This window comes from Bacillus sp. MMSF_3353, from assembly GCF_030733445.1.
GTDB classification, from domain to species: Bacteria; Bacillota; Bacilli; order Bacillales; family Bacillaceae_G; genus Bacillus_A; species Bacillus_A wiedmannii.
The window spans coordinates 121,153-144,522 of record NZ_JASHJA010000006.1 but is presented as its reverse complement, the minus strand read 5'-3'; the positions used below and the strand labels follow the sequence as shown (position 1 = coordinate 144,522).

The following is a 23,370-nucleotide window of genomic DNA, read 5'->3' as shown; positions in this document are numbered from 1 at the left end:
CTCTTAACGAGAAAAGGACTTCTTTTTTGTTATCATTTTCTTTACATATAGCTTTTCTATTTCAATATACAACTGCGCTAACTGAATATAAGAATGATAATTATTCGTTTTTTTTATAATGAACGAATATCGCTCTACAAAATTAACTGGTTGTACTTCCAATATACTCGTGTAATCTTCCATTTCGTTCAAACTATGGATAGGTTGCTCATTTAACCAATATACAATTGATAACAAATGCGCTGCAAAAAGAATCATTGGACCTTCAACTTCTTGCTTATTTCTGTTTCGAAATAGTGTAGCAATGTCTTCATGCTTACTTTTCCATACATTCAACAGTACAGGAATACTATTTTCAATTTCATTCCACGGCTCATATTGTCTTTCAATATCAAATATAAAGTAAGTATTTTGTATTATTTCTTCAAAAGACTGATCTGTATGATACGTAATCGAAGTTACGCTTTCTGTAAAAAATGGTAAGCACCGAAATTCTTTCGGTATTTCTATAACTCGCTCCATCCTTTATTTCCCCTTCATTCGCTTCTTTCCTTCACGACACACTTCTAGTAATCGGCACTCTTCACATTGTGGTCGCTGTGCTTTACAGTGGTAACGCCCAAAGAAAATCATACGATGATGTGTAACGCCCCATTCATCCATCGGAACTTTCTTCATTAATGTCTTTTCTACTTCTAACACCGAATCTTTCCACCTACAAATCGCTAACCGTTTACTCACTCTCTCTACATGCGTATCAACAGCAATCGCTGGAATTCCAAATGCAACCGAAACAACTACATTCGCTGTCTTTCTTCCTACTCCTGGTAATTTCGTCAGCTCGTCACGGTCTTCTGGAACTTTCCCGTTATAATCATCTAGCAACATCTGGCACAATTTTTGAATATTTTTCGCCTTATTTCTAAACAATCCAATGGAACGTATATCTTGTTGTAATTCTTCTAAAGACACGCTTAAATAATCTTCTGGTGTTTTATATTTTTGAAATAAATTTTTCGTCACTTTATTTACAAGTGCATCTGTACATTGTGCAGATAACGCCACCGCGATTACTAATTCAAATGGATTATCATGAATTAATTCACAATGTGCTTCTGGATACATATCCGCCATTGTGTCTAAACAATAGCGAATTTGCGTTTTATTTAACATATACTTCCTCCTACATTACTGCTCCAACCAATTATAAAAAGGCACTTTCCCAGTAAATTTCGTCTCTTGTTTTGTCGTTTGCTGCGTTCGTTGTTGATTTGCTCTAAATTTCCGTCCTTGGTTTTGGGCTTGATCTACTGTTTTAATACCATTCTTTTTCCACTCAAATAAAATACGATCAATATATCGGAAATTAAGCTTACCGCTCATTACAGCTTCCCTGAGGGCCGCTTGAATTAAATTCGGATGATGTTGATCTTGATCTTCCCACATACCCAACGTTTCACATTCAAACGGAGAAAGTGGTCTTCCAAATTCTTTTTCAAATACTGTATATAAATTTACTTGCAGTTGTTTTATTTCTTTTTGTTCTTCCTCTATTGATTCGTTCATTAAGAAATGCAATATTTTTTCCCATAGCGGTTGTAAAGAATAACTTTCACACATCATCGCTTCTGATTTTTGTCCACCTTCTAGTGATAAAAAACCTTTTTGAATCAATGTCTGAATTACTTCCATACATTTCATTTCAGTAATCGTCATCCGTTCTGAAATCTCTGACGGAGTCGGAAACGAATTGCCCGATTCTAAAAATGTGTGTACATGAAGTACAACCATAAATTCCATTTCATTTAGCCCTAATTTTTTATAATGCATCATAAGTAATTTTGGAATTGCAATGCTTCCCTGCTCAAACCACTGTAACATCATTTTCTTTTTCATCACCAAACACCTCGCTCTCTAGTATAACACACCTTTCGCTATTTCTTTTTGCCACAATTCGTCAAAAAAACCTTCCTATTATGTAGGAAGGTTTTTTGTATTGCGTTAATAAAATATACAATTAAGCTTGCACTTTACTTTTCATAAACGTATGAATGCGTTCCAATGCTTTCTCTACTTGTTCAAGAGATGTCGCATATGATAAACGAACGTTATTTGGAGCACCAAATCCTGTACCTGGTACAAGAGCCACTTTTTCCTCTTCTAATAGAGCTTTTGCCCAATCATCCACAGTTTCGTATCCTGATAAAGCTACAGCTTCTTTTACATTAGGGAATAAGTAAAATGCACCTTGTGGTTTAATGCAAGTAAAGCCAGGGATTTGAATTAATTTATCATAAATAATGTTTAATCTTTCTTCAAATGCTTGACGCATTGTTTCTACAGGTTCTTGTGAGCCTGCATATGCTGCAATTGCGCCGTATTGAGCGATTGAAGTAGGGTTTGACGTACTATGACTCGCTAAGTTCGTCATCGCTTTAATAAGCTGCTTATTTCCTGCTGCATATCCAATACGCCATCCTGTCATAGAATGAGATTTAGATACACCATTAATAATAAGTGTTTGTTCTTTTAATGCATTAGAAAGCTGGGCAATCGAAGTATATTCTGCTCCACCATAAATTAATTTTTCATAAATTTCATCTGAAACGATTAAAATATCGTGTTCTAAACATATTTCTCCAAGCTGTTGTAATTCCTCTTTGCTATAAATCATTCCTGTTGGATTGCTCGGTGAATTAATAATAACTGCTTTCGTTTTCTCTGTAATTGCCTCACGCAGCTGCTTCGCTGTAATTTTGTACTCATTGTCTTCCAGGCCTTCTACGTAAACTGGCTTACCTCCAGCAAGCTTTACTTGCTCAGGATAACTTACCCAATAAGGAGTTGGGATGATAACTTCATCTCCTTCATCAAGTAACACTTGGAATAATGTATATAATGCATGCTTTGCACCGTTACATACAATAATTTCAGATGGATCATACGCAATTCCTTGATCACGTGTAAACTTCTTCACAATTTCTTGTTTTAACGCTTGTAATCCACCTGTTGGTGTATACTTCGTATGTCCTTCTAACATCGCTTTATGTGCAGCATCCATAATATGTTCTGGCGTATTAAAGTCAGGTTCTCCTGCCCCTAATCCAATTACATCATGACCTTCTGCTTTTAATGCTTGTGCCTTTGCTGTAATTTCTAAAGTTGCAGATGGTGTTAAAGCAGCTACTCGCTTTGCTAATTTCATTTGTAGTTCCCCCTACATCTATTTTTCAATGCTGTAGTGACCAGCATAAGCCCCATTTTGAAACTCTAAATAATAATACGTATAACGATCTTCCTGATCAATATATGTAATTTCCCACAACGGAATATCGTTTTGAGCACCTAATTTTACTTTTATAATTTCTTTTGGCTTTGGCTTTGGCTCATCACCTTTTCCTGTAGCTTGTTCAGCCAACTTTTGCAAAGCTTCTTTTTCAGGAATACCTTCACTCTTTTTCTTCACAAGGACATTCCCTTTTTTATTAGGCACCCAAACAATAATTTGTTCTCCTTTTTCGTCTACACCTTGTACGACTGTATATGAAGAATTTCCATTATAATAATCAACAGATTTTACTTTTGTAAGCTTTGCCTTTTCTTTCGCAATTTCTACAGATTTTGCCTCTTTAGGGATTTTCTTTTCCATTGCTTTATTGTAAACATACGCCCCATATATTCCGCTAGCAACGATTACGATAACGATTGCAAAGATCCACTTTTTCATTGTATCACTACGTTCTGTAAATCGTAAATACAGCTATTTCTTTATCTTTTTCGTCTAATGCTAATCCGAACATGAGGTCCTGTTCTTTTAACGTACGATTCAAACTATCAACAATTTTATACAAGTCAGACGAATATTTAATACGCGTCGTTGATAGGACTTCGATTTTCTTATCCATGAAAAAACTCCTCCGTTACACAAAAATTTCTAATTATAGAAGAACGCAATACGGTTACAATAAGAGTACATTCTTTACAACCCCTGCTTCATCACCCATCTATTATAGCAGGACATGTACTGCAAAAAAAGGTTTCAAGTCGAAAACCAATACATTTTGTATACAAGAAGTAAGAAAAATAAAATTCCTCCTACCCACATTTTTTACGCCTGAAGCTTAAATGTACTTCAGGCGTATTTTTCTTCCAATTTTATTTATTTGGCCATGCCTTTAATTGTTCTAATAATTCTTCTAGAGGGCCTTCATAAAGCGGAACAGTTGGGATTGATTGTAAAAAACGTTTTCCATAAGAAGCGCTTATCAAACGACGGTCTAATACAAATACTGTTCCGGTATCTGTACTTGTTCTAATCAGACGACCAAATCCTTGTTTGAAACGCAAGATTGCTTGCGGGAGTGCTAACTTAGCGAATACGTCCTCTCCTTGATTTTTTAACCACTCTCCTTTTGCTTCCATCATCGGTTGATGAGGAGGCGTAAAGGGAAGCCGTACAATAACAAGACAACTAAGGGCATCTCCAGGTATATCTATCCCTTCCCAAAAACTACTTGTTCCTAACAAAATCGATTTGTCGAACTCTTGAAATTTACGAATGAGACGACTTCGGCTCTTATTATTTACACTTTGCGTTAATAATAAATACCCCTCTAATTCCTCATCATTTTTCAAATTCGTATACGCTTCTTTCAACATTTCATACGAAGTGAATAAAACAAGCATTCTACCTTTTGTAGCTTTCGCGATTTTTGCAATATGTGCCGACACAGATTTAATATATTCTTCATTACTTGCTTGCTTAATAAAAGGCACATCTGTTGAAACCATTAATTTCATCTGTTCTTCAAAACGGAATGGTGATGGAACCTGTAATGTATTGGGAGCAAAATCATGTAAACCTAGCTCCTCTTTTATATAGTCAAATGAATCGTTTACTGTTAACGTTGCTGATGTGAAAATAACACTCTTTTTCTGTGTTAAAAATTCATCCGCAAGCCTTTCACCAATATGAACAGGCTGTGCATATAAAACGGTTGAATGAATTGTTCCCTTCGTTTCAGTCTCCATCCATGTCACATATGAATTTTTTTCTAAAATGAGTAATTGTAAAGATTTTTCCATCTTTCTCAACAACTCAATTAAATGCATAAATTCACCTGTAATAACATGCATCTCCCATTCTAATTTACTTTGCAATATATCAACTTGCTTCTCAAGTATAGTCAATAATTTTCTTACATCGTATACAAAACGATTTGTTAACTCGGTAATGCTATCCCATAACTTACCTTTCTCTACTTCCGTGTTATATCGATAAATGAGTGGCATATTGCTTATCCCTTGTTCCTGCTTTGTTTGTTTAAAGATGAAAGCACGTAACATTTGGAATAGCTCATCCGCATCAAATTTCAATTCCTTCAAACTATGACTCACCATACGGAAAGTCGAACGAGAGGCTTGCTCTGATTTTTTCATCATTTTATATACTTTAGAAAGTACATCATCTGTTTCTAGCGTACCAAGACGAGATAAAACTAATTGAAAATACATACAGGAGAACTGTTCACCTAATATTCTACTCGCCGCTTCCTCGATATGATGAGCTTCATCAAAAATAATATGTTCACATGAAGCAAATAGTGGTTCTTCACTTGAAAAATCTTGAAATAATAACGCATGATTTGTAATAACGATATCTGCAAATAATGCTTTATTCTTTGCTCGTTGATAAAAACAACGGCTATACCAGTTGCTTTGCATCCCGCCTGGACTATGTACATCACTACAAATACGGTTCCAAAGTAACTTTCCGCCCTCAGGAATATTTAATTCATCACGATCGCCAGTTTCTGTTTGCAATAACCACACTAAAATTTTTGCCTTTGTGAGCGCCATATCATAATTTTTCTCTTCCTCTTGCAAAGCATATTCAAATTTATGTAGACAAAGATAATGCTTTCTTCCTTTCAAAAGAGCTACTTCAAATGAAAATGGCATTATTTTCTGTAATAATGGAATTTCTTTTTCTAATATTTGTTGTTGCAGTTGTACTGTTTGGGTACTTATGATGACAGGTTCTTCTTTTTTCGTTGCAAAATAAATACTTGGAAGTAAATATGCAAGAGTCTTTCCTGTTCCTGTTCCTGCTTCAATTAGTGAAAACCTAGAATCTCTTAGTGCTGTATATATTTCCTTCATCATAATCTGTTGGCTTTCTCTTTTTTCAAACCTTGGCATATTCAATTCAAGTTTATCGATTGCCTTATGCAAGAAAGCATCAAATTTAGATGAACATGTTTCACTGAGATTTAAAGCATAATTCCGTTTTCGAAGCGCAATATTTCGATACACTTCATACCCCTCTGCCACTTTTCTACCATGCATCATTTTCTTTAAAATATTTTCAGAAAGTACATCCGCTATATCACTTTGAAAAACATCGCTCAATTCATAAAGCGATTGCAAGGTGACAAGTGGTAACTTTTCAATTTCATTTAAAAATTGTAAAAATAATTCCGCTGTTGCAAGAGCATCACTATCCGCACGATGCGGTTGATCGTGCTCTAATTCATGTTGTTTAGCTAAATCACGTAATTTATAACTATCAGCTGTCGGCAAAAGAATTTGCGCCAACTCCACTGTATCAACTTTCGGACAATGTACTTCTGTATATCCAGCCCACCTTAATTCTTCCGTTAAAAAATTCCAATCAAAGTGAACGTTATGTGCAACAAAAGCTGCACCTTGCAATAGCTCAACAACCATCGGGGCTACATCATGAAATAACGGGGCTTGCTTAACCATACTCTCATCAATCCCTGTTAATTCTGTAATAAATGGCGGAATCTCTCTCTTCGGATTAATAAAAGATGAAAAAATCTCTAGTATCTCTCCATCTTCCACTACAACAGCTGCGATTTGGGTAATTTTATCCTTCCCGTCCTTCCAGGAGTTCCCTGTCGTCTCTAAATCCACAACGACATAACGTTTACTCATATATGTAACACCTCAATTTCTTACCTATCAATCACAAAATTATATAATGTTACTATACCACGTTTTATCTCATCTTAATGAAAAGATGCACAAAAAAGCTATCTCCATAATAGAGATAGCCTTCTTACTTATAATATCGTACCCGCTTTTTCAGTGCCTAACATTTGGATAATTTGATTATCATCGTCTAATACTGCAATTTTCGGCTCTTGGTTATGAATATTTTCTTCTGCCACTAAACCGTAGCAAATAATAATAACTTTATCCCCTGGCTGTACAAGCCTTGCAGCTGCACCATTTAAACAAACAACACCGCTACCGCGTTCTCCTTTAATAACATATGTCTCTAAGCGCGCACCATTATTGTTATTTACAATTTGTACTTTTTCATTTTCTAAAATATTTACTGCATCCATTAAATCTTCATCAATTGTAATACTACCTACATAATTTAAATTTGCTTCTGTTACTGTTGCGCGATGTAACTTCGCTCTCATCATTGTGCGAAACATAGATGCTCCCCCTTATTAAACCGTTAATGTTATATTGTCAATTAATCGTACATTCTCAAATTTAACTGCAATTGCTAAAATGATTCGTCCTTCAATTTTATCTATTACTTGTAGTGAAGGATAGGCATATAAATCAGCATAATCTACAGTGCCTTTCGTATACGTCTCAATATACTCTTTCACAAGAGTTGTAATGATTTCTGCATTACGTTCGCCTGCTTCAATTCTTTCTTTCGCTATACATAGACTGCGGTATAAATGAGGAGCCTCTTCACGCTCTTCTTGTGATAAATACACGTTACGAGAACTTTTCGCTAATCCATCTACTTCCCTTACAATATCCACTGGTACGATCGTAACCGGAATATTAAAATCAGCGACAAATCCTTCAATGACAGCAACTTGCTGTGCATCTTTCATACCAAAATAAGCACGCGTTGGCAATGTAATATTAAATAGTTTCATTAGTACAGTCGCAACTCCAGCGAAATGACCAGGTCTTTGTTTGCCACATAATACATCGGTACGCTTCACAACTGCTACTGTTGTCGTTTGTTCTGCTGGATACATTTCTTCTACGCTCGGATAAAATAAATAATCTACACCGTTTTCTTTTGCTACATTTTCATCTCTATCAATATCACGAGGGTATCGATCTAAATCTTCATTCGGCCCAAACTGTAGCGGATTGACAAACACGCTTAAAACCACAATTTCATTTTCTTCTCTTGCCTTACGTAATAAAGTCGCATGGCCTTCATGTAAATAACCCATCGTTGGAACAAAACCAATACTTTTTCCACTTATACGAAGTTCGTTTGTAATTTGCTGCATCTCTTGCACTGTAGTTACGATTTTCATTATTGTTTTCCTCCGTATAACGCTAAGCATTCTTCCTCTTTCATTGTGAATGAATGTTTTTCTTCTGGAAATTGCCCTGTCTTTACTTCAGTAACGTATTGTGAAATCCCTCGCACAATCTCCTCTTGAACAGACGTATATTGCTTTACAAATTTCGGAACACGATTTACGCCGTATGAGATAAGATCATGATAAACAAGTACTTGCCCATCTACTTTTTTCCCTGCTCCAATTCCAATCGTCGGAATTGTTAGTTGCTTCGAAATTAATTCCGCTAACTGCATTGGCACACATTCTAACACAAGCGCTATCGCACCAGCTTCCTCACATCTCTTCGCATCTTCTATTAATTTTTTTGCACTTTCAGCATCTTTTCCTTGTACTTTATACCCACCTAGTACTCCTACAGATTGAGGAGTTAAGCCTAAGTGTGCCACGACAGGAATTCCCGCATTCGTCAAGTAATGAATAGTTGATACCACTTCCCCTGCACCTTCTACCTTCAGTGCATGAGCACCACTCTCTTGAACAATGCGGCGTGCATTCACCATCGTATCTTGAGGCGACACATGATACGACATAAATGGCATATCAGTTACAATAAACGTCTCTTTCGCTCCTCGGCGTACAGCTTTCGTATGATGAATCATATCCTCTACTGTTACAGGTACTGTTGAATCGTAGCCAAGCACAACCATCCCAAGGGAATCTCCAACTAGAATCATATCAACTTCAGCTTCTTCTGCTAACTTAGCAGATGGATAATCATACGCCGTTAGCATCGTAATCGGCTCACCTTGCTCTTTCATCTTCAAAAAATCTGTTTTTGTTTTCAAAAACTACTCCTCCTTTATACAGGAGAGAGGAGATGGCCGAAATCATATAAAAAACCCCTCTGGCCATAAAAGGGCAGAAGGGTTGTGTGTTAGTCGGCATTATTCATCCCTCTGTCCCAGTCCGTTATTGGATCAAGGCAGAATCCAAGTTATTATTTTTCGTATTGCTTCGAATCATGGTGCAGTTCGCTCTGATACTGCCCACATTCGAACTAATTATAGCAAACTCCAAAAAGGAATTACTACATTTTTTTGAAAAAATAATTTTTTATTCCTATTATGGTATGTGAAATTTTTTATAAATAACTCAATCATAGAAAGATTAAGCTTTGTTTAAAATGCCTCGTATAACTCTTAAACTAATGATGCAGGTTAATGGAGAAAAGTACTTACAAAAGGAGAATTGCGCATGTTTATGAACAAATGGTTATTTCCATTCACCGGTTTGCTTCTGATGATTGTAGGGATGATAACTTTTAGCTCCTTCCATGCATTTGCCTCAGTTAACGTCGTAACACAACCTATCGATTCAACGAAAGTAATTGAGGTCGAACTGAATGATGATTACTTTCATCCAAACGTCATCACCATTCCAATTGAAGAGTCAACAACATTGTTATTAAAAAACAAAGGTAAGAATGAACACACCTTTACAGTAAAAAAACTCGGCATTGATGTCGTAGTCGAGTCAGGAAAAGAAAAAAACATTACCGTGAAACCTAAAAATACTGGTACATATGAATTAATATGCCGGTACCACCTTCTTAAAGGAATGGAAGGCAAAGTAATAGTCAAATAAAAAGAAGTTCCCAAAAGGAACTTCTTTTACTTAATTTCGATATCCGCAGAATGAATGTGATGTACTTTCCCTTCATGGTCCTCCAGAAGCAATACACCATCCTCTGTAATTCCTTTTGCTACGCCTGTAATTGTCTCTCTCATCGTTCGAGCGGTAATTTCTTTCCCGATGCTCACAGCGTAACTTTCCCAAAGAATTTTAATGACAGAGAAACCATTTTGTAAATACTCTTCATATAATTTTTCTAGTTGTAAAAAGATTTGTTGCATCAGCTCTGCACGAACAATTGGCTCACCGGATTCAATCGCTAAAGAAGTAGCAATATGCTGAATTTCCTCATCAAAATGCTCTTGCTTTTGATTTGCATTAATACCAATACCCATAATGACAGCATTAATTTTATCAGGATCAGCCTGCATTTCTGTTAATATACCTACAGCCTTTTTACCTTGAATTAAAATATCATTCGGCCATTTTATTCCTACGTTTACACCCGTGCACTTTTCAATTGCTTGTGCAACGCTAACAGCCGCTAATAAAGTAAGTTGTGGTGCATGATGAACCGGGATTGATGGACGTAAAATAATACTCATCCAAATTCCTGTTCCTTTTGGTGAATGCCATTTCCTACTTAAACGACCTCTGCCGGCTGTTTGTTCTTCTGCAACAACAATCGTTCCTTCTTCTGCACCTTCATAAGCAAGTTTTGCTGCAATATGCTGCGTAGATTCAACAGACTCTTCAAAATATACCGTTCTACCAATATGTTTCGTTTGTAACCCTAACTGAATTTCATTAGCAGTCACTTTGTCTGGCTTACTCGCAATTCGATAACCTAATCGACGCACAGCTTCAAGTTCATATCCCTCATTCCGAAGGTCCTCCATATGTTTCCACACAGCGGTTCTTGAACAACCAAGTTTATCACTAATCGTTTGGCCAGATACAAACGCGCCATCCGCTTCTGAAAAAACTTGCAATAACTGCTTTCTTATAGTAGATTGCATTCTTGCAGCCACTCCCTTATACACTCTTTCTCATTAACTACGTTTCCTTGTACAATTGCTTCCTCAATTTTTTGAATCATTTCAGCAACCCACGGACCTGGCTTTTTATTTGCCCAGTTTAATAAATCATTCCCAGTCACATTCATTTCTTGTCGATTCTTGATTGGCAATGCTTCAAACAACGTTTGTACTCGTTTCACAGATGTATTATCATAGCTTTCAATCATCGCTTCATATACTCTTTCTGCCATTTCAGCGATATGAATTCCCGTTTTATAAAGAAAGACTGTATCCCAATCCTTCTCCTTTCTCGTACGGAGTGTTAATAAAACTGCGACGATATCTTTTATTTTTTTATTTGAAAACTTCCATTGACGTAAAAAGACAGATGGATGCTCTTCCCCAATACAATATAAGAAGAATGCCCATGCCTCAATGTCCGTTTCAAAAGAATCCCAGTTATACTGCGTAGCTTTTAATAATCTCTCATCTGACATTTGTAAATATGGCAGATGAGAAAATAGCTTCGTTTCTACTAATTCTTGCAAGCCCTTCACGCAATATGTACCAGTTAACAGTTTCTCAAACTCCACTGTAATTCGCTCAATTGCAATATGTTCTAGCAAATGTCCATATGTTTCTATTGCTTGTTTCGTTTTCATTTCTAAAGAAAAACCTAACGTACTTACGAAACGAATACCACGCATCATTCGCAGGGCGTCTTCTTGAAAACGATCCGCAGCATTGCCAACCGTCACAATTTCTCTCTTTTGAATCGCTTGCTGTCCAGCAAATAAATCAACCATTTTGCCTTCTTCTGTCATCGCAATTGCATTCATTGTGAAATCACGACGTTTTAAATCCTCTTCTAATGAACGAACAAATTGAACACTACTAGGTCTTCGAAAATCTTCATATTCGCTCTCTGTTCGAAAAGTGGTTACCTCATAAGGTTCACCATTTTCTACCACAATTACAGTTCCATGCTCAAGACCAACAGGAACATGTCTTGGAAATATAGCCATCACTTCTTCTGGTAAAGCAGATGTCGCAATATCAATATCTCCAATCGGCCTATCGATAATAAGATCTCGTACGCTTCCACCGACAAAGTAGGCCTCATGTCCTTGTTGCTTTAAAGTCTCAATAATAGAACTAGCTTTTTTAAATCTTTCCATTTTTGTCATCCCTTAGTACATCATAGTAAATCGTTTCATATTGTGAGACGATTTTTTCAGAGCGGAACTGCTCGTAAACACTTTCTCTTGCTCGCTCTCCCAAATTACGGTGAAGTTCTTCATCCTTTAATAGCTGAATGGCTTGATTTGCCACTCCTGTTGGATCGCCAACTTCACATAAATATCCTGTTTCACCATGTTGAATGACTTCTGGAATACCTCCAACCCTTGTTCCGATACAAGGTACACCACACGCCATCGCTTCTAATAAAACAAGACCAAAACTCTCCTTCTCTGAAAGAAGCAACATTAAATCACTCATCGCAAGTAGCTCTGCAACATTATCTTGCTTCCCTAAGAATAAGACGCGATCTTCAATATGTAAATTTTTTACTATCTGTAAAATCGTGCAAAATTCTGGTCCATCTCCAACAAGAAGCAACTTCGCATCTACTTCTGTAACAATTTTAGCAAATGCCTGAACAACATCTTGCACACGTTTCACTTTACGGAAATTTGAAATGTGAATCAGTATCTTTTCACTCTCACTTATACCGTATTCTTTCTTTAATTGAGACATATCACGCTTGAAATATACACGCTCGTCTATAAAGTTATATACCGTTTGAATGTTTTTATTTGGTTTTACAAGCTCATGCGTTTCGTTAATCAATGAATGCGAGACAGCCGTCACAACATCAGATTGCTCAATACCAAAACGAATTAAATTATTTAACGAAGGGTCAGAACCTAACACAGTAATATCTGTTCCATGCAAGGTTGTAACAATTTTAATACGCTCTCCAATCATTTGTTTTGCTAAATAAGCACAAATGGCATGTGGTATTGCGTAATGCACATGTAAAATATCTAGGTTCTCTCTTTGTGCAACCTCTGCCATTTTACTCGCTAACGCTAAATCGTATGGTGGATATTGAAATACAGAGTATTGATTTACCGTCACTTCATGAAAATAAATATTTGGATACACTTTATTTAACCGGAATGGTAAACCCGATGTAATAAAATGAATTTCATGCCCGCGTTCCGCTAATTGCTTTCCTAATTCTGTTCCAACAACTCCAGAACCACCTACAGAAGGATAACATGTAATACCTATTTTTAATTTCATTTACATCCCCCCTATTAAATCAGCATGTAATAAAACCGGTTTCTTACTCATAAATCCCTCGGCATATAAGACTCCAACTTCTTTTCCAAACATTTTCTCTCGAGCGACCACAGTTTCAACGTAACCTTCTGTTAACGGCGTTTTCACACCATCACTCCCTGTTGAAAACTGACTTTCATACGCTTCTAATGCTGCCACTTTTATAGAAAGGTACTCACTTATATCTATACAAAAATTCGGTTTATGAAAACCATTAATCATATAATAATAAAAAGACTCCACGCGATGTGGCGAAACCTCTGGCATATATTTACGAATTCCCGCTGAAAAAATAGCTTCTTCCACAAGTTTTGCACAATTTGCATGATCTGGATGACGATCTTCATAATACGGCGCGAAAACTAGTTTCGGTTTATATGTACGAATCACCTTTACAATTTCACGTATATACTCTTCTTTCATATACAAACCACGGTCTGGCATCGCTAAATTCAGTCTCGTTTTTACTCCCATTATACGAGCTGCCGCCTTTGCTTCTTCTTTTCTCAATTCTATCGTTCCATTAGAAGAAAGGTCAGCTTCTGTTAAATCACAAATACCTACTTCATACCCTTGCTTCGTATATTTAGCAATGGTACCAGCCATGCCGATTTCGACATCATCGGCATGAGCACCAAACGCTAATATATGTAATCCACTCATAATTGTTCCCCTCATTTTCTAAACTTGCGGTAATCTAAATCTCCTCGCTCTAATGCGTGCATTAACATTTCAGCACTTGCCATATTCGTTGCAAGTGGAATCGCATATACATCACATAAACGAAGCAATGCATTTACATCTGGTTCATGCGGCTGAGCAGTTAGTGGATCTCGGAAAAAAATCACCATATCCATATCGTTTTTTGCAATCATGGCACCAATTTCTTGATCGCCACCAAGAGGACCCGACTGAAATCTTGTTACAACTAAACCAGTTGCCTCCATAATACGAAGTCCTGTCGTCCCTGTTGCAAATAATTCATGTTGTTCAAAAATTGGTTTATATGCGTATGCAAACGAAACCATGTCATCTTTCTTTTTGTCATGTGCGATTAAGGCAATTTTCATCCGTTGTCTCCCCTTTAGTCGATAATATTTTCTAAACCGTACACAAGATGATCTAGATTCATTACTGTATCAATTGATAGTTTTACACCCGACATAAATGATGCACGATTGAATGAATCATGACGAACCGTTAACATTTGTCCATCTCCACCAAACATTACTTCTTGGTGTGCAATAAGTCCTGGTAAACGTACACTATGAATGTGAATGCCGTCTACATTTGCACCACGAGCACCTTCTAGTTGTTCTACTTCATTCGGATGACCTTGCTGCTTTGATTCACGATTTTGACGAATTAATTCTACTGTTTTTACTGCTGTACCAGATGGTGCATCTAACTTTTGATCATGATGCAATTCAATTACTTCAACATCTTGGAAATACTTCGCTGCCATTTGTGAGAATTTCATCATAAGAACTGCACCAATTGCAAAGTTTGGAGCGATAATTGTTCCTACTGCTTTTTCTTTCGCATTCTCTCTTAATTGCTTTAGTTCTTCTTCTGTAAATCCAGTTGTACCAATAACAGAACGAAGTCCACGCTCAACTGCTAGTGTAACGTGTTGTTTCCCAACTTCTGGCGTTGTTAAATCTAACAACACATCTGCTTCTACTTCCTCTAAACAAGTATGTAAATCTGCGTAAATTGGCGCTTGTAACGCTGGCATGCCCGGTAAATCAGAAATTTTCTCTCCACCATGCTTATAATCCACTGCTGCTACCAAATTAAAATGTTCCGTTCTTTCCATAAGAAGGACTGCTTCATGTCCCATACGTCCTCTTGGTCCAGCGATAATTACTTTAATTTCTTTCATTATTCTTTCTCTCCCTCATCAATACGTGTCCAGCGATCTTTATCACGTGTATTAAATTTATTCATTACAATGTTATGTGCCGTTTCTAAATCAATATTTAAACTATTTGCCATACAAATCATAACAAATAATACATCTCCAAGCTCTTCTTCCAGACTACGTTCTTTTTCAGTTGTTTTCTTCGGTTTCTCACCATAATAATGATTTACCTCTCTTGCAAGCTCCCCCATTTCTTCCGTTAAACGAGCCATCATTGCAAGTGGACTGAAATAACCTTCTTTAAACTGACCAATATATGCATCTACTTCTTTCTGCATATCCTTCATCGTTTTTGCTTCCATACAATTCACCTCTAATCCTTCCTCTTTCATGTTAGCCAATTCATCGCGATTTGACAAATATTATTCCCCGCCAAACACCTATTTGCGACCCTTTTTTGGATAGACTATAATAAAGTGAAACTTTCTTTTGCGTTTTTTGCAAAAGATCAGCCAGAACCAATCGGGTTCCTACGGCTGGTTTGTCCTTCTTCAGAGCTTTATCTCCTACCAGCCGTTGGAACGAGGTAAATAGAAACTTCTTTTGCGTTTTTTTACAGCCTTCTCTATTTTTACTAACAACTAGAAATTACTTATCATTATGTTTTACCGTATCAGCGGAGCAATGCAATTTACATAATTAGGAGGATTTCTATATGACATCAAATTTGAAGATTCGAAATATCATTTTCATTTTAATCGGTTCCGCTATTTTTTCTTTCGGTATTGTGAATATCAATATTGAAAATCACCTTGCAGAAGGTGGATTTACCGGTATTACACTATTATTGTATTTTCTATTTAAGTTTGATCCTTCTTATTCAAACTTAATTTTAAATATCCCTATATTTTTTATTGGTTGGAAGTTACTTGGAAGAACGACATTTATCTATACACTAATCGGCACCTTCAGCGTATCTTTATTTCTATGGATTTTTCAACGTTACGAAGTTCTTAACTTACATTTAAACTTACAAAATGATATGACACTCGCGGCTTTATTCGCCGGGGCATTTATCGGTGTCGGTCTTGGCATAATATTTAAATATGGCGGGACTACTGGCGGTGTAGATATTATCGCAAGACTCGCTCATAAATATGTTGGCTGGAGTATGGGGAAAACGATGTTTATGTTTGATGCTATCGTCATTATCGTCTCTATTCTTACCTATTTATCATACCGCGAGGGCATGTATACGTTAGTTGCTGTTTTTATCGGGGCGAAAGTCATTGATTTTATGCAAGAAGGAGCCTATGCGGCAAAAGGAGCAACTATTATCTCAGATAAAAACGATGAAATTGCTGCCAAAATTTTATCTGATATGGAACGCGGAGCTACTTTTTTAAAAGCTGTTGGATCGTATACGAAAGTGGAACGGAACGTATTATATTGCGTTGTTGCTAAAAATGAAATCGTGAAATTAAAAAATATTATTACTTCTGTAGATCCTCATGCCTTTGTTGCTGTAAGTGATGTACATGATGTAGTTGGTGAAGGTTTTACGTTAGATGAAAATAAAAATCCGTTACATAAATAAACGCAACTAGAAAAGCTCTCTAGCTTTTCTAGTTTTTTATTACATATTTTTTAAGTTTATCTAAATCCTCATAAATAAGCTCCAATAAACTCCGATTATAAAAAATGGAAGCAGGATGAAAGGTCGGAAAGATATGATATTCTTGCTCTGACCATGTAAACACTGCACTTTGCATATCCTTTAATTTTTGAATGGGCTGTTTTAATAATTGTCCGTGCACATCTGTTATTTTTTTATTTTTTCCTGTTAAACGTTGAAGACCGATATTTCCAAGGGTGACGATAAGCTTCGGATTTATTTTCTCTAATTCATAATCTAACAAAGGCGCATGGGCAAGTATTTCTCCTTGATTTGGTGTTCTATTATATTTTTTCTGTATGATTTCACCATTTCGTTCTTTTTTCTCTCGCCATTTATAAGGCCTACTTCGGACAGCGCTCGTAATATATACTTCTTCCCTTGTAACATGAATCCGTTCTAAAAAACCCATTAATTGTTTTCCCGCTCTCCCGCTAAACGGAATCCCATTATGAATTTCTGTTTCACCAGGCGCTTCTCCTAACAGCATAAATTTTGGATTTTCAGGACCTTGTCCACTTAAAAAGCCTTCTAACTGATAAGAAGCGCTTTGTTCTTTCACTTGTTTTACTAAACGACTTGGATATTTCACTTCCCCCACCGCCTTTCCGCATTACTTCTATTCCTTCTATTATTTCTATTTGCAATACATTATATAATTCAATCCACAAAACAAAAAAGACTATCAAAATTGATAGTCTTTAGTCGTCGCTACGCTGCATACCAGTATACATTAATACGAGACGTAATAATTCAAATACTGCTACAGCTGCAGCCGCTACATATGTTAATGCTGCCGCATTTAATACTTTACGAGCTTGGCCATATTCATCTGTTGATACGATACCTAACGCTTCAATTTGTTGCATTGCACGCTTTGATGCATCAAACTCAACAGGTAATGTCACAAGTTGGAACACAACACCTGCTGCCATTAAAATGATACCTAATAACAACAAGTTAGACATAGATGCAAAGGCACCAATCATAATAAATACCCAAGAAATATTCGATCCAAAGTTTGCAACTGGCACTAACGAATGACGAATACGCATAAAGTTATAATCTTTTGCGTCTTGAATTGCGTGTCCTACTTCGTGTGCTGCAACTGCTGTACCAGCAACTGAATGACCGTAATAGTTATCTGTTGATAATCGAACTGTTTTGGCAGTTGGATCATAATGGTCTGATAAATGACCTGGTGTTTCTTCTACAGCTACGTTGTATAATCCGTTCTCATCTAAAATTTTTCGAGCCACTTCCGCTCCTGTCATACCTGAAGTTGAATAAACTTGTGAATACTTGCTATAGGCACTACGTACTTTTGACTGTGCATACAACGGTATGATCATTATGATCGCGAAGTAAATTAAATAAAACATCATGAACCTCTGAACCTCCATTGAAGTTTTAATTATAGTACTTCTCATTCTATTTTCTTCTGACATCATTGTCAATGAATAAACCTTACAATCCGTATCTTTATTTATTGCATTATCTATTCTTAGAGTGTACATTACTTTTTCTTTTTTCTCTCTCTCCTTTATACTTTCTCCATCCAACATAAGTTAATGTGAATAAAATAAGACCTCCAGTAATTGTCATAAACCAAATGAGTGAGGGTGCAATTTCATCTTTTTTTACTGTGTGAAATATTTTTTGCAAATCCCCTTTAATGATTCCTACTTGCATTTGCCCCCCTTTCGTATTTAACATAACGTTACGAAATTCATCCAAATAAGATAAATGGGCATTTACACGCTGCACTTCATTTTCTGGCAGGGCGATCATTAAGCTTGGATAAATAATATTAAATTCATGTAAAAATGTGTTTAACGTTTGTTGAAACTGTCCCGTATCTTCTTTTTTCATCGCTTTTTCCATTTGAGAAAAGGCACCCATTACTTTTCTTTCTCTTTCCATCCAAAGCGGTTGATATTTCGACACTTGCGCATCAACAGCGAGCTGCAGGGCTAACACATTATCAATTTTAACTTGTTTACCTAAATCTGTTTCCGAGAGAGATTGTTTCGCCTTGTCGTAAGCTAAAGAAATAACTCTAACCTGATCTGGCGTTACTTCTTGCTTCTTTTCATTCCCCTTTATAACAAACTGCTCGGAGAAATGTTGTAATACTTGTACTGCTTTTCCATCTTCATTACGCTTCACTAATTGTAATGAGTCGTCTAACAACCCTGTTAGTTCACTCCACTCTTCAGCATATATACGTAACGGAAACATTATAATTAGAAATGCTATTAATCCAATTAATGTTCTCTTCATCACGGTCCCCCCTATAACTACTAGTACAAAATATGTTAATTTGGACAAGAATAGAACAGAACTGGACCGAAAAATATATTATCATTTTACAAACAAAAAAATTCTCTTTAAACAGAGAATTTTTCCTTTGAAACCCTTTTCTTTTTTACGAAATATCTATACAAACTGTAACAAATTATGCTGCCGCATAAAATAAATAATAAAATAGCACACGCAGCATGCATAAAGAATTCTTCTGGTAACATTAATATAATTGGATCCGTTTCAATATCAAACATCCAATAATCATTACTGAATAAAAGTTTATGGAATAATACAAAACTCTTTTCAAAATTAATAGCGATCGGTAACATGAGCGCGATCGGTAAGATAATTGTTAAAATTGATCCGTGCAGTAAAAACTTTTCATTTTTCTTTTTTAATAAATAAATCCCGCCTATTATTGCAATCATAATTGTCGCATACATCACATATTGAATTTTCACTAAAATATTTTTAACATCTACAAAATGAATACGGCCATTTGTGGACATATCTAATGTTGGAAACTGTAATGCTCCGTCATAAAACGGAGATAAATATGTGATAAGCACATCATAATTTCTTTTAATATCATCCTTCGTCATATCCGCTAAGTCTGGAATGTTTAAAAAATCAATTTCAAAATAATATAGCCATTTTCCGTACACCACCACCGTTGTTGCGAGTGCAAATATAGAAAATGCTATGCTATATGAAACAACTATCGTAATCAATCGATCCAATATTTTTGTACGACTCTTATTCTTCTTCATTTTCTCCCCCTAAATGTTCATAAAGAAAACTGTTTTCGGTTCTCACGTAAGCAATAATAATATGTAACACAAAGCACTGCGATACTTAGCCAGAACGTAAAATAACCAATTTCTCCTACAAACAAATGCATAATTCCATATCTCGGCATTTGCCAAAATAAATAATCAATTGCATCATTATGTAATGTCCATATAGCTGCTACCGCAAAATGCCATTTTTTTATACGGTAAAACGGCGCATATAGCACTGCTTGTACTGCCATCGCAAAATGCGAAAGCATTAACATATACCCCATAAGACCAATAGGACCAATAGGACCTTTTACATAGATCATAATTGCATTTACAACAACAGCCCATATACCATATTTCATTAAAGTAACAATCGCTAGCGCCTCTATTAATCCCCAATTTCTCTTTCTTAAAAAAGCAATTAAAACAAAGACAAAAAAGAGACTTGCCATCGGGCTATCGGGTACAAACGGCCAAAATATAGGTGAGGTTTCTTTTAATTGATTTCCATACCATATAAATCCGTATATTGTACCTAATATGTTAACAACTAATAAAAATAATAATATAGAGCGTTGTCTTAACATTGCATACAAATAAACCAAGCTGTATGTCCAACACCTTTCAAACAAAGTCATTCTTTCCTCAAACTCTACTCTATTATATAGTAAACTTTCTTTCATCAAAATAAAAAGCTGACTACAAATTTTTGTAGTCAGCTTTTTATTATTTTTTATTATACTTTGCAACGAATTCCGAAAGTTTCTTCAGTTCCTCATCTGTACCTTTAAATACCCCTTTAGGCATTGAACCTTTTCCATCTTTCGCAATTTTAGCAATTTCTTCTGGCTTTAAAGTTAAGTTTTGCAGTGCAGGCGCTGCTGCCCCGCCCTGTAAATTGTCACCGTGACACGTTAAACAAGTATTTTTTTGCATTAATTTATAGCCGTCATCATTTTTATCAACTGGTGCTGTTTTTACAATTGCTCCTTGTTTTTTTGCAGCTTCCCAGTCGTGGTGTGCTACAGATTCCCAAGTTAAAAAGATAATCGATGCAATTGCTAAAAGCATAAATCCAGTTGCTACAGGACGCTTCAATGGGCGTCTTTCTGGGCCTCGGTCAAGAAATGGAGCTAACAATAATGCGCCAAACGCAATCCCTGGCATAATAAACGCTCCAATTACAGTAAATGAACCAGAAGCATAAGAATACTTTAATAACTGATACAAGAATAAGAAATACCAATCTGGAAGTGGTATATATCCGGCATCAGTTGGATCTGCCATTCTCTCAAGTGGTGACGGATGCGCCACTGTTAAACATAAATAACCGATTAAAAAAACTGCACCAACCATCCATTCTTTTAACAAGAAGTTCGGCCAAAACGCTTCTGTTTTTCCTGGGTATTCAGAATAGTCTTTTGGAATATTTGGTTTCCGAGCTACTGGTACCCGAGAATCTCCTACAAACTTCATCCCTTTGCCTCGATGCATAATCTCCCTCCTTTAGTTCTTTCCCCTTTAATTTAGCAATCTCTTATAGCGGACCGGAAATACCTTGTTTGCGAATCATGATGAAGTGGAAGGCCATTAAACCTAGAAGTGCTGCTGGTAAGAAGAAGACGTGAATAGCAAAGAAGCGAGTTAATGTTTGAGCGCCAACAATTTCGGAATGACCAGCGAGTAATGTTTTAATATAAGGACCAATGAGCGGCGTTTGCTCTGCAATTTGAATCCCTACTTTCGTAGCAAATAATGCTTTCATATCCCACGGTAATAAATATCCGGTAAAACCAAGACCTAACATAACAAAGAAAATAAGAACACCAACAATCCAGTTTAACTCACGAGGCTTTTTATACGCACCCTGGAAGAAAACTCTAAGTGTATGTAAAAACATCATTACAATGACGAGACTAGCGCCCCAGTGGTGCATACCACGAACAATTTGCCCATATGCAACTTCATTTTGTAAATAATAAACCGATTCCCAAGCATTTTTAATATCAGGCACATAATACATCGTCAAAAACATTCCTGATAAAATTTGAATTACAGTAACGAAAAAGGTAAGTCCTCCAAAGCAATAAACGAATGCAGAAAAGTGATGTGCCGGGTTTACATGTTCAGGTACTTCATGATCAGCGATATCACGCCATATTGGTGTAATATCTAACCTTTCATCTACCCAATCATAAATTTTATTTAGCATCTACTTTGCACCCCCTTTTGGCTTCGCTTTGCCTAAATACAGCGTTCCATCTTTTACTTTGGACTCGTATACATCAAGCGGAGCAAGGGGCGGCGTGCCTTTAATGTTCATCCCGTCTTTTGTGTAACGGCCCCCGTGACATGGACAAAAGAATTGATTCGGATGTGCTTTGTCCGAATTCCAGTTAACTGTACATCCTAAATGTTTACATACCGGAGAGAACGCAACAATGTCTCCGCTTTCATCTTTATGAACCCAAGCTGATTTTGGCTCTTCGGACTTGTACCAACCATCAACCTGCTTCACCTTAAAGTCGAAACGTTTCGGCTCTGTTGTAATATCCTTTACTTGTGCAACAGCAACCATATCCGTTCCCGCTTCTTTTCTTAACACCGGATCAAGCGCAAATCGCGTCATCGGCATTAAAATACCCGCTGCCATAAAGCCTCCTACCCCTGTAAGGGTGTAATTTAAAAACTGTCTTCTTGATACACGATGTTCTTTCTCGCTCACGAAAATTTCCCCCCTCTATCAGAAATTGTCCCCTCGTGATAAATTATATAAAAAATAAAAACTAGGACACTATCATGATATAATACGCTTAGGTACAGGTCAATATCATACTACTCATAATAATAAGAACTTTCTGTTTATTACTACTTTCCCCATTTTTCTTCTAACATCACCATTATATTTTTTATATGTGCATGAATAACTTCTCTTTTCGCTTGATCACTAAATTGTTCTAACGCTAATGAAGGAAACCAAAATAAATCTCCTTGTAACTCTTGCATATCTTCTTTCCATGAAAAATCACTTGTAACATAAGCAATATGCTTAAAACCTTGCTTTTGCAAATGATTTGTCCATTCTTGCAAACGACCTTTTTCATTTTTTTGACTTTCTACTAAATACGTAAATGCAGGTAGTAAAAGTACTCTTCCTTTATATTCTCTTTCCAACTCCATACTCAACAATTCGATAAATTCACCTTGTTCTACTACCATTTTCATTTTTTTTGCTGCCGAAATTGATAAAAGTGGTATAACACCAGTATCTACATAATCTCTTGCTTGCTCAAACTGCTCCACATCTTTTACACTCCATTTCAAATGTCTTCCCTCCCTTCATTTTCAAATGACAGAACTTTCACTTTATATATATTAAACCATACTAAAAGAGGTAAAAAAAGAAAAACTACCTATA

Annotated in this window: 28 protein-coding genes; 2 read left to right on the top strand and 26 right to left on the bottom strand. The window is 36.2% G+C overall.

Features of this window, described 5'->3' with window-relative positions; genetic code table 11:
- Positions 1 to 3: 3 nt before the first annotated feature.
- The 10 genes from RBB48_RS16195 to panB all read right to left on the bottom strand — a co-directional run bounded on the left by RBB48_RS16195 (position 4) and on the right by panB (position 9,169).
- The gene (locus RBB48_RS16195) at positions 4 to 522 is read right to left on the bottom strand and encodes a YpoC family protein (RefSeq protein ID WP_087985560.1); all 519 of its coding nucleotides are present in this window, start codon (positions 520 to 522) and stop codon (positions 4 to 6) included.
- Positions 523 to 525: 3 nt separating this feature from the next.
- Positions 526 to 1,173, bottom strand: coding sequence for an endonuclease III (nth, locus tag RBB48_RS16190; protein WP_046958931.1), 648 nt, complete (start codon positions 1,171 to 1,173; stop codon positions 526 to 528).
- Between the two features lie 15 nt (positions 1,174 to 1,188).
- Positions 1,189 to 1,896, bottom strand: coding sequence for a DNA replication protein DnaD (dnaD, locus tag RBB48_RS16185; RefSeq protein ID WP_000728534.1), 708 nt, complete (start codon positions 1,894 to 1,896; stop codon positions 1,189 to 1,191).
- Between the two features lie 121 nt (positions 1,897 to 2,017).
- A complete protein-coding gene (aspB, locus tag RBB48_RS16180; protein ID WP_088062716.1) occupies positions 2,018 to 3,205 on the bottom strand; it encodes an aspartate transaminase AspB in 1,188 nt (395 codons plus the stop codon).
- 18 nt (positions 3,206 to 3,223) lie between these two features.
- The gene (locus RBB48_RS16175; RefSeq protein ID WP_088608759.1) at positions 3,224 to 3,727 is read right to left on the bottom strand and encodes a cell wall elongation regulator TseB-like domain-containing protein; all 504 of its coding nucleotides are present in this window, start codon (positions 3,725 to 3,727) and stop codon (positions 3,224 to 3,226) included.
- 7 nt (positions 3,728 to 3,734) lie between these two features.
- A complete protein-coding gene (locus RBB48_RS16170) occupies positions 3,735 to 3,905 on the bottom strand; it encodes a YpmA family protein (RefSeq protein ID WP_000358351.1) in 171 nt (56 codons plus the stop codon).
- Between the two features lie 250 nt (positions 3,906 to 4,155).
- Positions 4,156 to 6,960, bottom strand: a complete 2,805-nt coding sequence (dinG, locus tag RBB48_RS16165; protein WP_088062714.1) for an ATP-dependent DNA helicase DinG — start codon at positions 6,958 to 6,960, stop codon at positions 4,156 to 4,158.
- A 128-nt stretch (positions 6,961 to 7,088) separates the two neighbouring features.
- Complete coding sequence (gene panD, locus RBB48_RS16160) at positions 7,089 to 7,472, bottom strand: aspartate 1-decarboxylase (RefSeq protein ID WP_088062713.1); 384 nt, start codon at positions 7,470 to 7,472, stop codon at positions 7,089 to 7,091.
- Positions 7,473 to 7,487: 15 nt separating this feature from the next.
- The gene (panC, locus tag RBB48_RS16155; RefSeq protein WP_098857571.1) at positions 7,488 to 8,333 is read right to left on the bottom strand and encodes a pantoate--beta-alanine ligase; all 846 of its coding nucleotides are present in this window, start codon (positions 8,331 to 8,333) and stop codon (positions 7,488 to 7,490) included.
- On the bottom strand, positions 8,333 to 9,169 hold the full coding sequence (gene panB, locus RBB48_RS16150; RefSeq protein WP_000853116.1) for a 3-methyl-2-oxobutanoate hydroxymethyltransferase: 837 nt from the start codon (positions 9,167 to 9,169) through the stop codon (positions 8,333 to 8,335). Before panB ends, panC begins: the two co-directional genes overlap by 1 nt.
- A 409-nt stretch (positions 9,170 to 9,578) precedes the next feature.
- Between panB and RBB48_RS16145 the strand changes: the two genes are divergently transcribed.
- Positions 9,579 to 9,968 carry a cupredoxin domain-containing protein gene (locus tag RBB48_RS16145; RefSeq protein WP_078183454.1) on the top strand — a complete coding sequence of 130 codons (390 nt, stop codon included), beginning with the start codon at positions 9,579 to 9,581 and terminating at the stop codon, positions 9,966 to 9,968.
- Positions 9,969 to 9,994: 26 nt separating this feature from the next.
- Here the strand turns inward: RBB48_RS16145 and RBB48_RS16140 are convergent, their stop codons facing one another.
- Genes RBB48_RS16140 through RBB48_RS16110 form a run of 7 tightly spaced genes read right to left on the bottom strand, consistent with a single transcriptional unit; the run spans position 9,995 to position 15,550 of the window.
- Complete coding sequence (locus tag RBB48_RS16140; protein WP_046955213.1) at positions 9,995 to 10,975, bottom strand: biotin--[acetyl-CoA-carboxylase] ligase; 981 nt, start codon at positions 10,973 to 10,975, stop codon at positions 9,995 to 9,997.
- Complete coding sequence (locus tag RBB48_RS16135) at positions 10,960 to 12,153, bottom strand: CCA tRNA nucleotidyltransferase (protein ID WP_088062710.1); 1,194 nt, start codon at positions 12,151 to 12,153, stop codon at positions 10,960 to 10,962. The genes RBB48_RS16140 and RBB48_RS16135 overlap by 16 nt, the downstream gene beginning before the upstream one ends.
- Positions 12,140 to 13,285: an N-acetyl-alpha-D-glucosaminyl L-malate synthase BshA gene (gene bshA, locus RBB48_RS16130; protein ID WP_087985552.1), complete on the bottom strand. Its 1,146-nt coding sequence runs from the start codon at positions 13,283 to 13,285 to the stop codon at positions 12,140 to 12,142. Before bshA ends, RBB48_RS16135 begins: the two co-directional genes overlap by 14 nt.
- The gene (gene bshB1 / locus RBB48_RS16125; protein WP_306007849.1) at positions 13,286 to 13,987 is read right to left on the bottom strand and encodes a bacillithiol biosynthesis deacetylase BshB1; all 702 of its coding nucleotides are present in this window, start codon (positions 13,985 to 13,987) and stop codon (positions 13,286 to 13,288) included.
- A gap of 11 nt (positions 13,988 to 13,998) precedes the next feature.
- Entirely contained in the window at positions 13,999 to 14,394 is a 396-nt protein-coding gene (gene mgsA / locus RBB48_RS16120) for a methylglyoxal synthase (protein ID WP_046955216.1), read from the bottom strand.
- 14 nt (positions 14,395 to 14,408) lie between these two features.
- Complete coding sequence (dapB, locus tag RBB48_RS16115) at positions 14,409 to 15,209, bottom strand: dihydrodipicolinate reductase (RefSeq protein ID WP_048543525.1); 801 nt, start codon at positions 15,207 to 15,209, stop codon at positions 14,409 to 14,411.
- Positions 15,209 to 15,550, bottom strand: coding sequence for a nucleotide pyrophosphohydrolase (locus tag RBB48_RS16110; RefSeq protein WP_048543622.1), 342 nt, complete (start codon positions 15,548 to 15,550; stop codon positions 15,209 to 15,211). The genes dapB and RBB48_RS16110 overlap by 1 nt, the downstream gene beginning before the upstream one ends.
- A gap of 353 nt (positions 15,551 to 15,903) precedes the next feature.
- On the opposite strand from RBB48_RS16110, the gene RBB48_RS16105 reads away from it, so the two are divergent.
- On the top strand, positions 15,904 to 16,785 hold the full coding sequence (locus tag RBB48_RS16105) for a YitT family protein (protein ID WP_000203306.1): 882 nt from the start codon (positions 15,904 to 15,906) through the stop codon (positions 16,783 to 16,785).
- A 28-nt stretch (positions 16,786 to 16,813) separates the two neighbouring features.
- On the opposite strand, the gene RBB48_RS16100 is transcribed toward RBB48_RS16105, so the two are convergent.
- From RBB48_RS16100 to RBB48_RS16060, 9 genes are all read right to left on the bottom strand, one after another.
- A complete protein-coding gene (locus RBB48_RS16100) occupies positions 16,814 to 17,455 on the bottom strand; it encodes a uracil-DNA glycosylase (protein ID WP_088608754.1) in 642 nt (213 codons plus the stop codon).
- Positions 17,456 to 17,564: 109 nt separating this feature from the next.
- Entirely contained in the window at positions 17,565 to 18,245 is a 681-nt protein-coding gene (locus RBB48_RS16095) for a zinc metallopeptidase (protein WP_002096760.1), read from the bottom strand.
- A gap of 112 nt (positions 18,246 to 18,357) precedes the next feature.
- Entirely contained in the window at positions 18,358 to 19,146 is a 789-nt protein-coding gene (ypjB, locus tag RBB48_RS16090; protein WP_088062706.1) for a sporulation protein YpjB, read from the bottom strand.
- A gap of 107 nt (positions 19,147 to 19,253) precedes the next feature.
- Complete coding sequence (gene lit, locus RBB48_RS16085; RefSeq protein WP_088062705.1) at positions 19,254 to 19,940, bottom strand: lipoprotein intramolecular transacylase Lit; 687 nt, start codon at positions 19,938 to 19,940, stop codon at positions 19,254 to 19,256.
- Between the two features lie 17 nt (positions 19,941 to 19,957).
- Positions 19,958 to 20,557: a lipoprotein heptaprenylglyceryl N-acetyltransferase LhaT gene (lhaT, locus tag RBB48_RS16080; protein ID WP_306007848.1), complete on the bottom strand. Its 600-nt coding sequence runs from the start codon at positions 20,555 to 20,557 to the stop codon at positions 19,958 to 19,960.
- Positions 20,558 to 20,678: 121 nt separating this feature from the next.
- Positions 20,679 to 21,446, bottom strand: coding sequence for a menaquinol-cytochrome c reductase cytochrome b/c subunit (qcrC, locus tag RBB48_RS16075; protein ID WP_000554601.1), 768 nt, complete (start codon positions 21,444 to 21,446; stop codon positions 20,679 to 20,681).
- Positions 21,447 to 21,489: 43 nt separating this feature from the next.
- Positions 21,490 to 22,164 carry a menaquinol-cytochrome c reductase cytochrome b subunit gene (gene qcrB / locus RBB48_RS16070; RefSeq protein ID WP_000932700.1) on the bottom strand — a complete coding sequence of 225 codons (675 nt, stop codon included), beginning with the start codon at positions 22,162 to 22,164 and terminating at the stop codon, positions 21,490 to 21,492.
- On the bottom strand, positions 22,165 to 22,677 hold the full coding sequence (qcrA, locus tag RBB48_RS16065) for a menaquinol-cytochrome c reductase iron-sulfur subunit (RefSeq protein WP_001290419.1): 513 nt from the start codon (positions 22,675 to 22,677) through the stop codon (positions 22,165 to 22,167). It abuts the gene before it with no gap.
- A 143-nt stretch (positions 22,678 to 22,820) separates the two neighbouring features.
- Positions 22,821 to 23,276, bottom strand: a complete 456-nt coding sequence (locus tag RBB48_RS16060) for a YpiF family protein (RefSeq protein ID WP_306007847.1) — start codon at positions 23,274 to 23,276, stop codon at positions 22,821 to 22,823.
- Positions 23,277 to 23,370: the final 94 nt, after the last annotated feature.

What these genes read in the sequence shown, in the direction of transcription:
- RBB48_RS16145 (WP_078183454.1), top strand. Translation starts at nt 9,579, where the DNA reads ATGTTTATGAACAAATGGTTATTTCCATTCACCGGTTTGCTTCTGATG.
- RBB48_RS16195 (WP_087985560.1), bottom strand. Translation starts at nt 522, where the DNA reads ATGGAGCGAGTTATAGAAATACCGAAAGAATTTCGGTGCTTACCATTT.
- aspB (WP_088062716.1), bottom strand. Translation starts at nt 3,205, where the DNA reads ATGAAATTAGCAAAGCGAGTAGCTGCTTTAACACCATCTGCAACTTTA.
- bshA (WP_087985552.1), bottom strand. Translation starts at nt 13,285, where the DNA reads ATGAAATTAAAAATAGGTATTACATGTTATCCTTCTGTAGGTGGTTCT.
- mgsA (WP_046955216.1), bottom strand. Translation starts at nt 14,394, where the DNA reads ATGAAAATTGCCTTAATCGCACATGACAAAAAGAAAGATGACATGGTT.
- nth (WP_046958931.1), bottom strand. Translation starts at nt 1,173, where the DNA reads ATGTTAAATAAAACGCAAATTCGCTATTGTTTAGACACAATGGCGGAT.
- RBB48_RS16140 (WP_046955213.1), bottom strand. Translation starts at nt 10,975, where the DNA reads ATGCAATCTACTATAAGAAAGCAGTTATTGCAAGTTTTTTCAGAAGCG.
- dinG (WP_088062714.1), bottom strand. Translation starts at nt 6,960, where the DNA reads ATGAGTAAACGTTATGTCGTTGTGGATTTAGAGACGACAGGGAACTCC.
- panD (WP_088062713.1), bottom strand. Translation starts at nt 7,472, where the DNA reads ATGTTTCGCACAATGATGAGAGCGAAGTTACATCGCGCAACAGTAACA.
- panC (WP_098857571.1), bottom strand. Translation starts at nt 8,333, where the DNA reads ATGAAAATCGTAACTACAGTGCAAGAGATGCAGCAAATTACAAACGAA.
- RBB48_RS16175 (WP_088608759.1), bottom strand. Translation starts at nt 3,727, where the DNA reads ATGAAAAAGTGGATCTTTGCAATCGTTATCGTAATCGTTGCTAGCGGA.
- RBB48_RS16095 (WP_002096760.1), bottom strand. Translation starts at nt 18,245, where the DNA reads ATGTTTTATTTAATTTACTTCGCGATCATAATGATCATACCGTTGTAT.
- lit (WP_088062705.1), bottom strand. Translation starts at nt 19,940, where the DNA reads ATGAAGAAGAATAAGAGTCGTACAAAAATATTGGATCGATTGATTACG.
- dnaD (WP_000728534.1), bottom strand. Translation starts at nt 1,896, where the DNA reads ATGAAAAAGAAAATGATGTTACAGTGGTTTGAGCAGGGAAGCATTGCA.
- qcrB (WP_000932700.1), bottom strand. Translation starts at nt 22,164, where the DNA reads ATGCTAAATAAAATTTATGATTGGGTAGATGAAAGGTTAGATATTACA.
- qcrC (WP_000554601.1), bottom strand. Translation starts at nt 21,446, where the DNA reads ATGCATCGAGGCAAAGGGATGAAGTTTGTAGGAGATTCTCGGGTACCA.
- RBB48_RS16135 (WP_088062710.1), bottom strand. Translation starts at nt 12,153, where the DNA reads ATGGAAAGATTTAAAAAAGCTAGTTCTATTATTGAGACTTTAAAGCAA.
- RBB48_RS16170 (WP_000358351.1), bottom strand. Translation starts at nt 3,905, where the DNA reads ATGGATAAGAAAATCGAAGTCCTATCAACGACGCGTATTAAATATTCG.
- bshB1 (WP_306007849.1), bottom strand. Translation starts at nt 13,987, where the DNA reads ATGAGTGGATTACATATATTAGCGTTTGGTGCTCATGCCGATGATGTC.
- dapB (WP_048543525.1), bottom strand. Translation starts at nt 15,209, where the DNA reads ATGAAAGAAATTAAAGTAATTATCGCTGGACCAAGAGGACGTATGGGA.
- ypjB (WP_088062706.1), bottom strand. Translation starts at nt 19,146, where the DNA reads ATGAAGAGAACATTAATTGGATTAATAGCATTTCTAATTATAATGTTT.
- RBB48_RS16105 (WP_000203306.1), top strand. Translation starts at nt 15,904, where the DNA reads ATGACATCAAATTTGAAGATTCGAAATATCATTTTCATTTTAATCGGT.
- RBB48_RS16110 (WP_048543622.1), bottom strand. Translation starts at nt 15,550, where the DNA reads ATGGAAGCAAAAACGATGAAGGATATGCAGAAAGAAGTAGATGCATAT.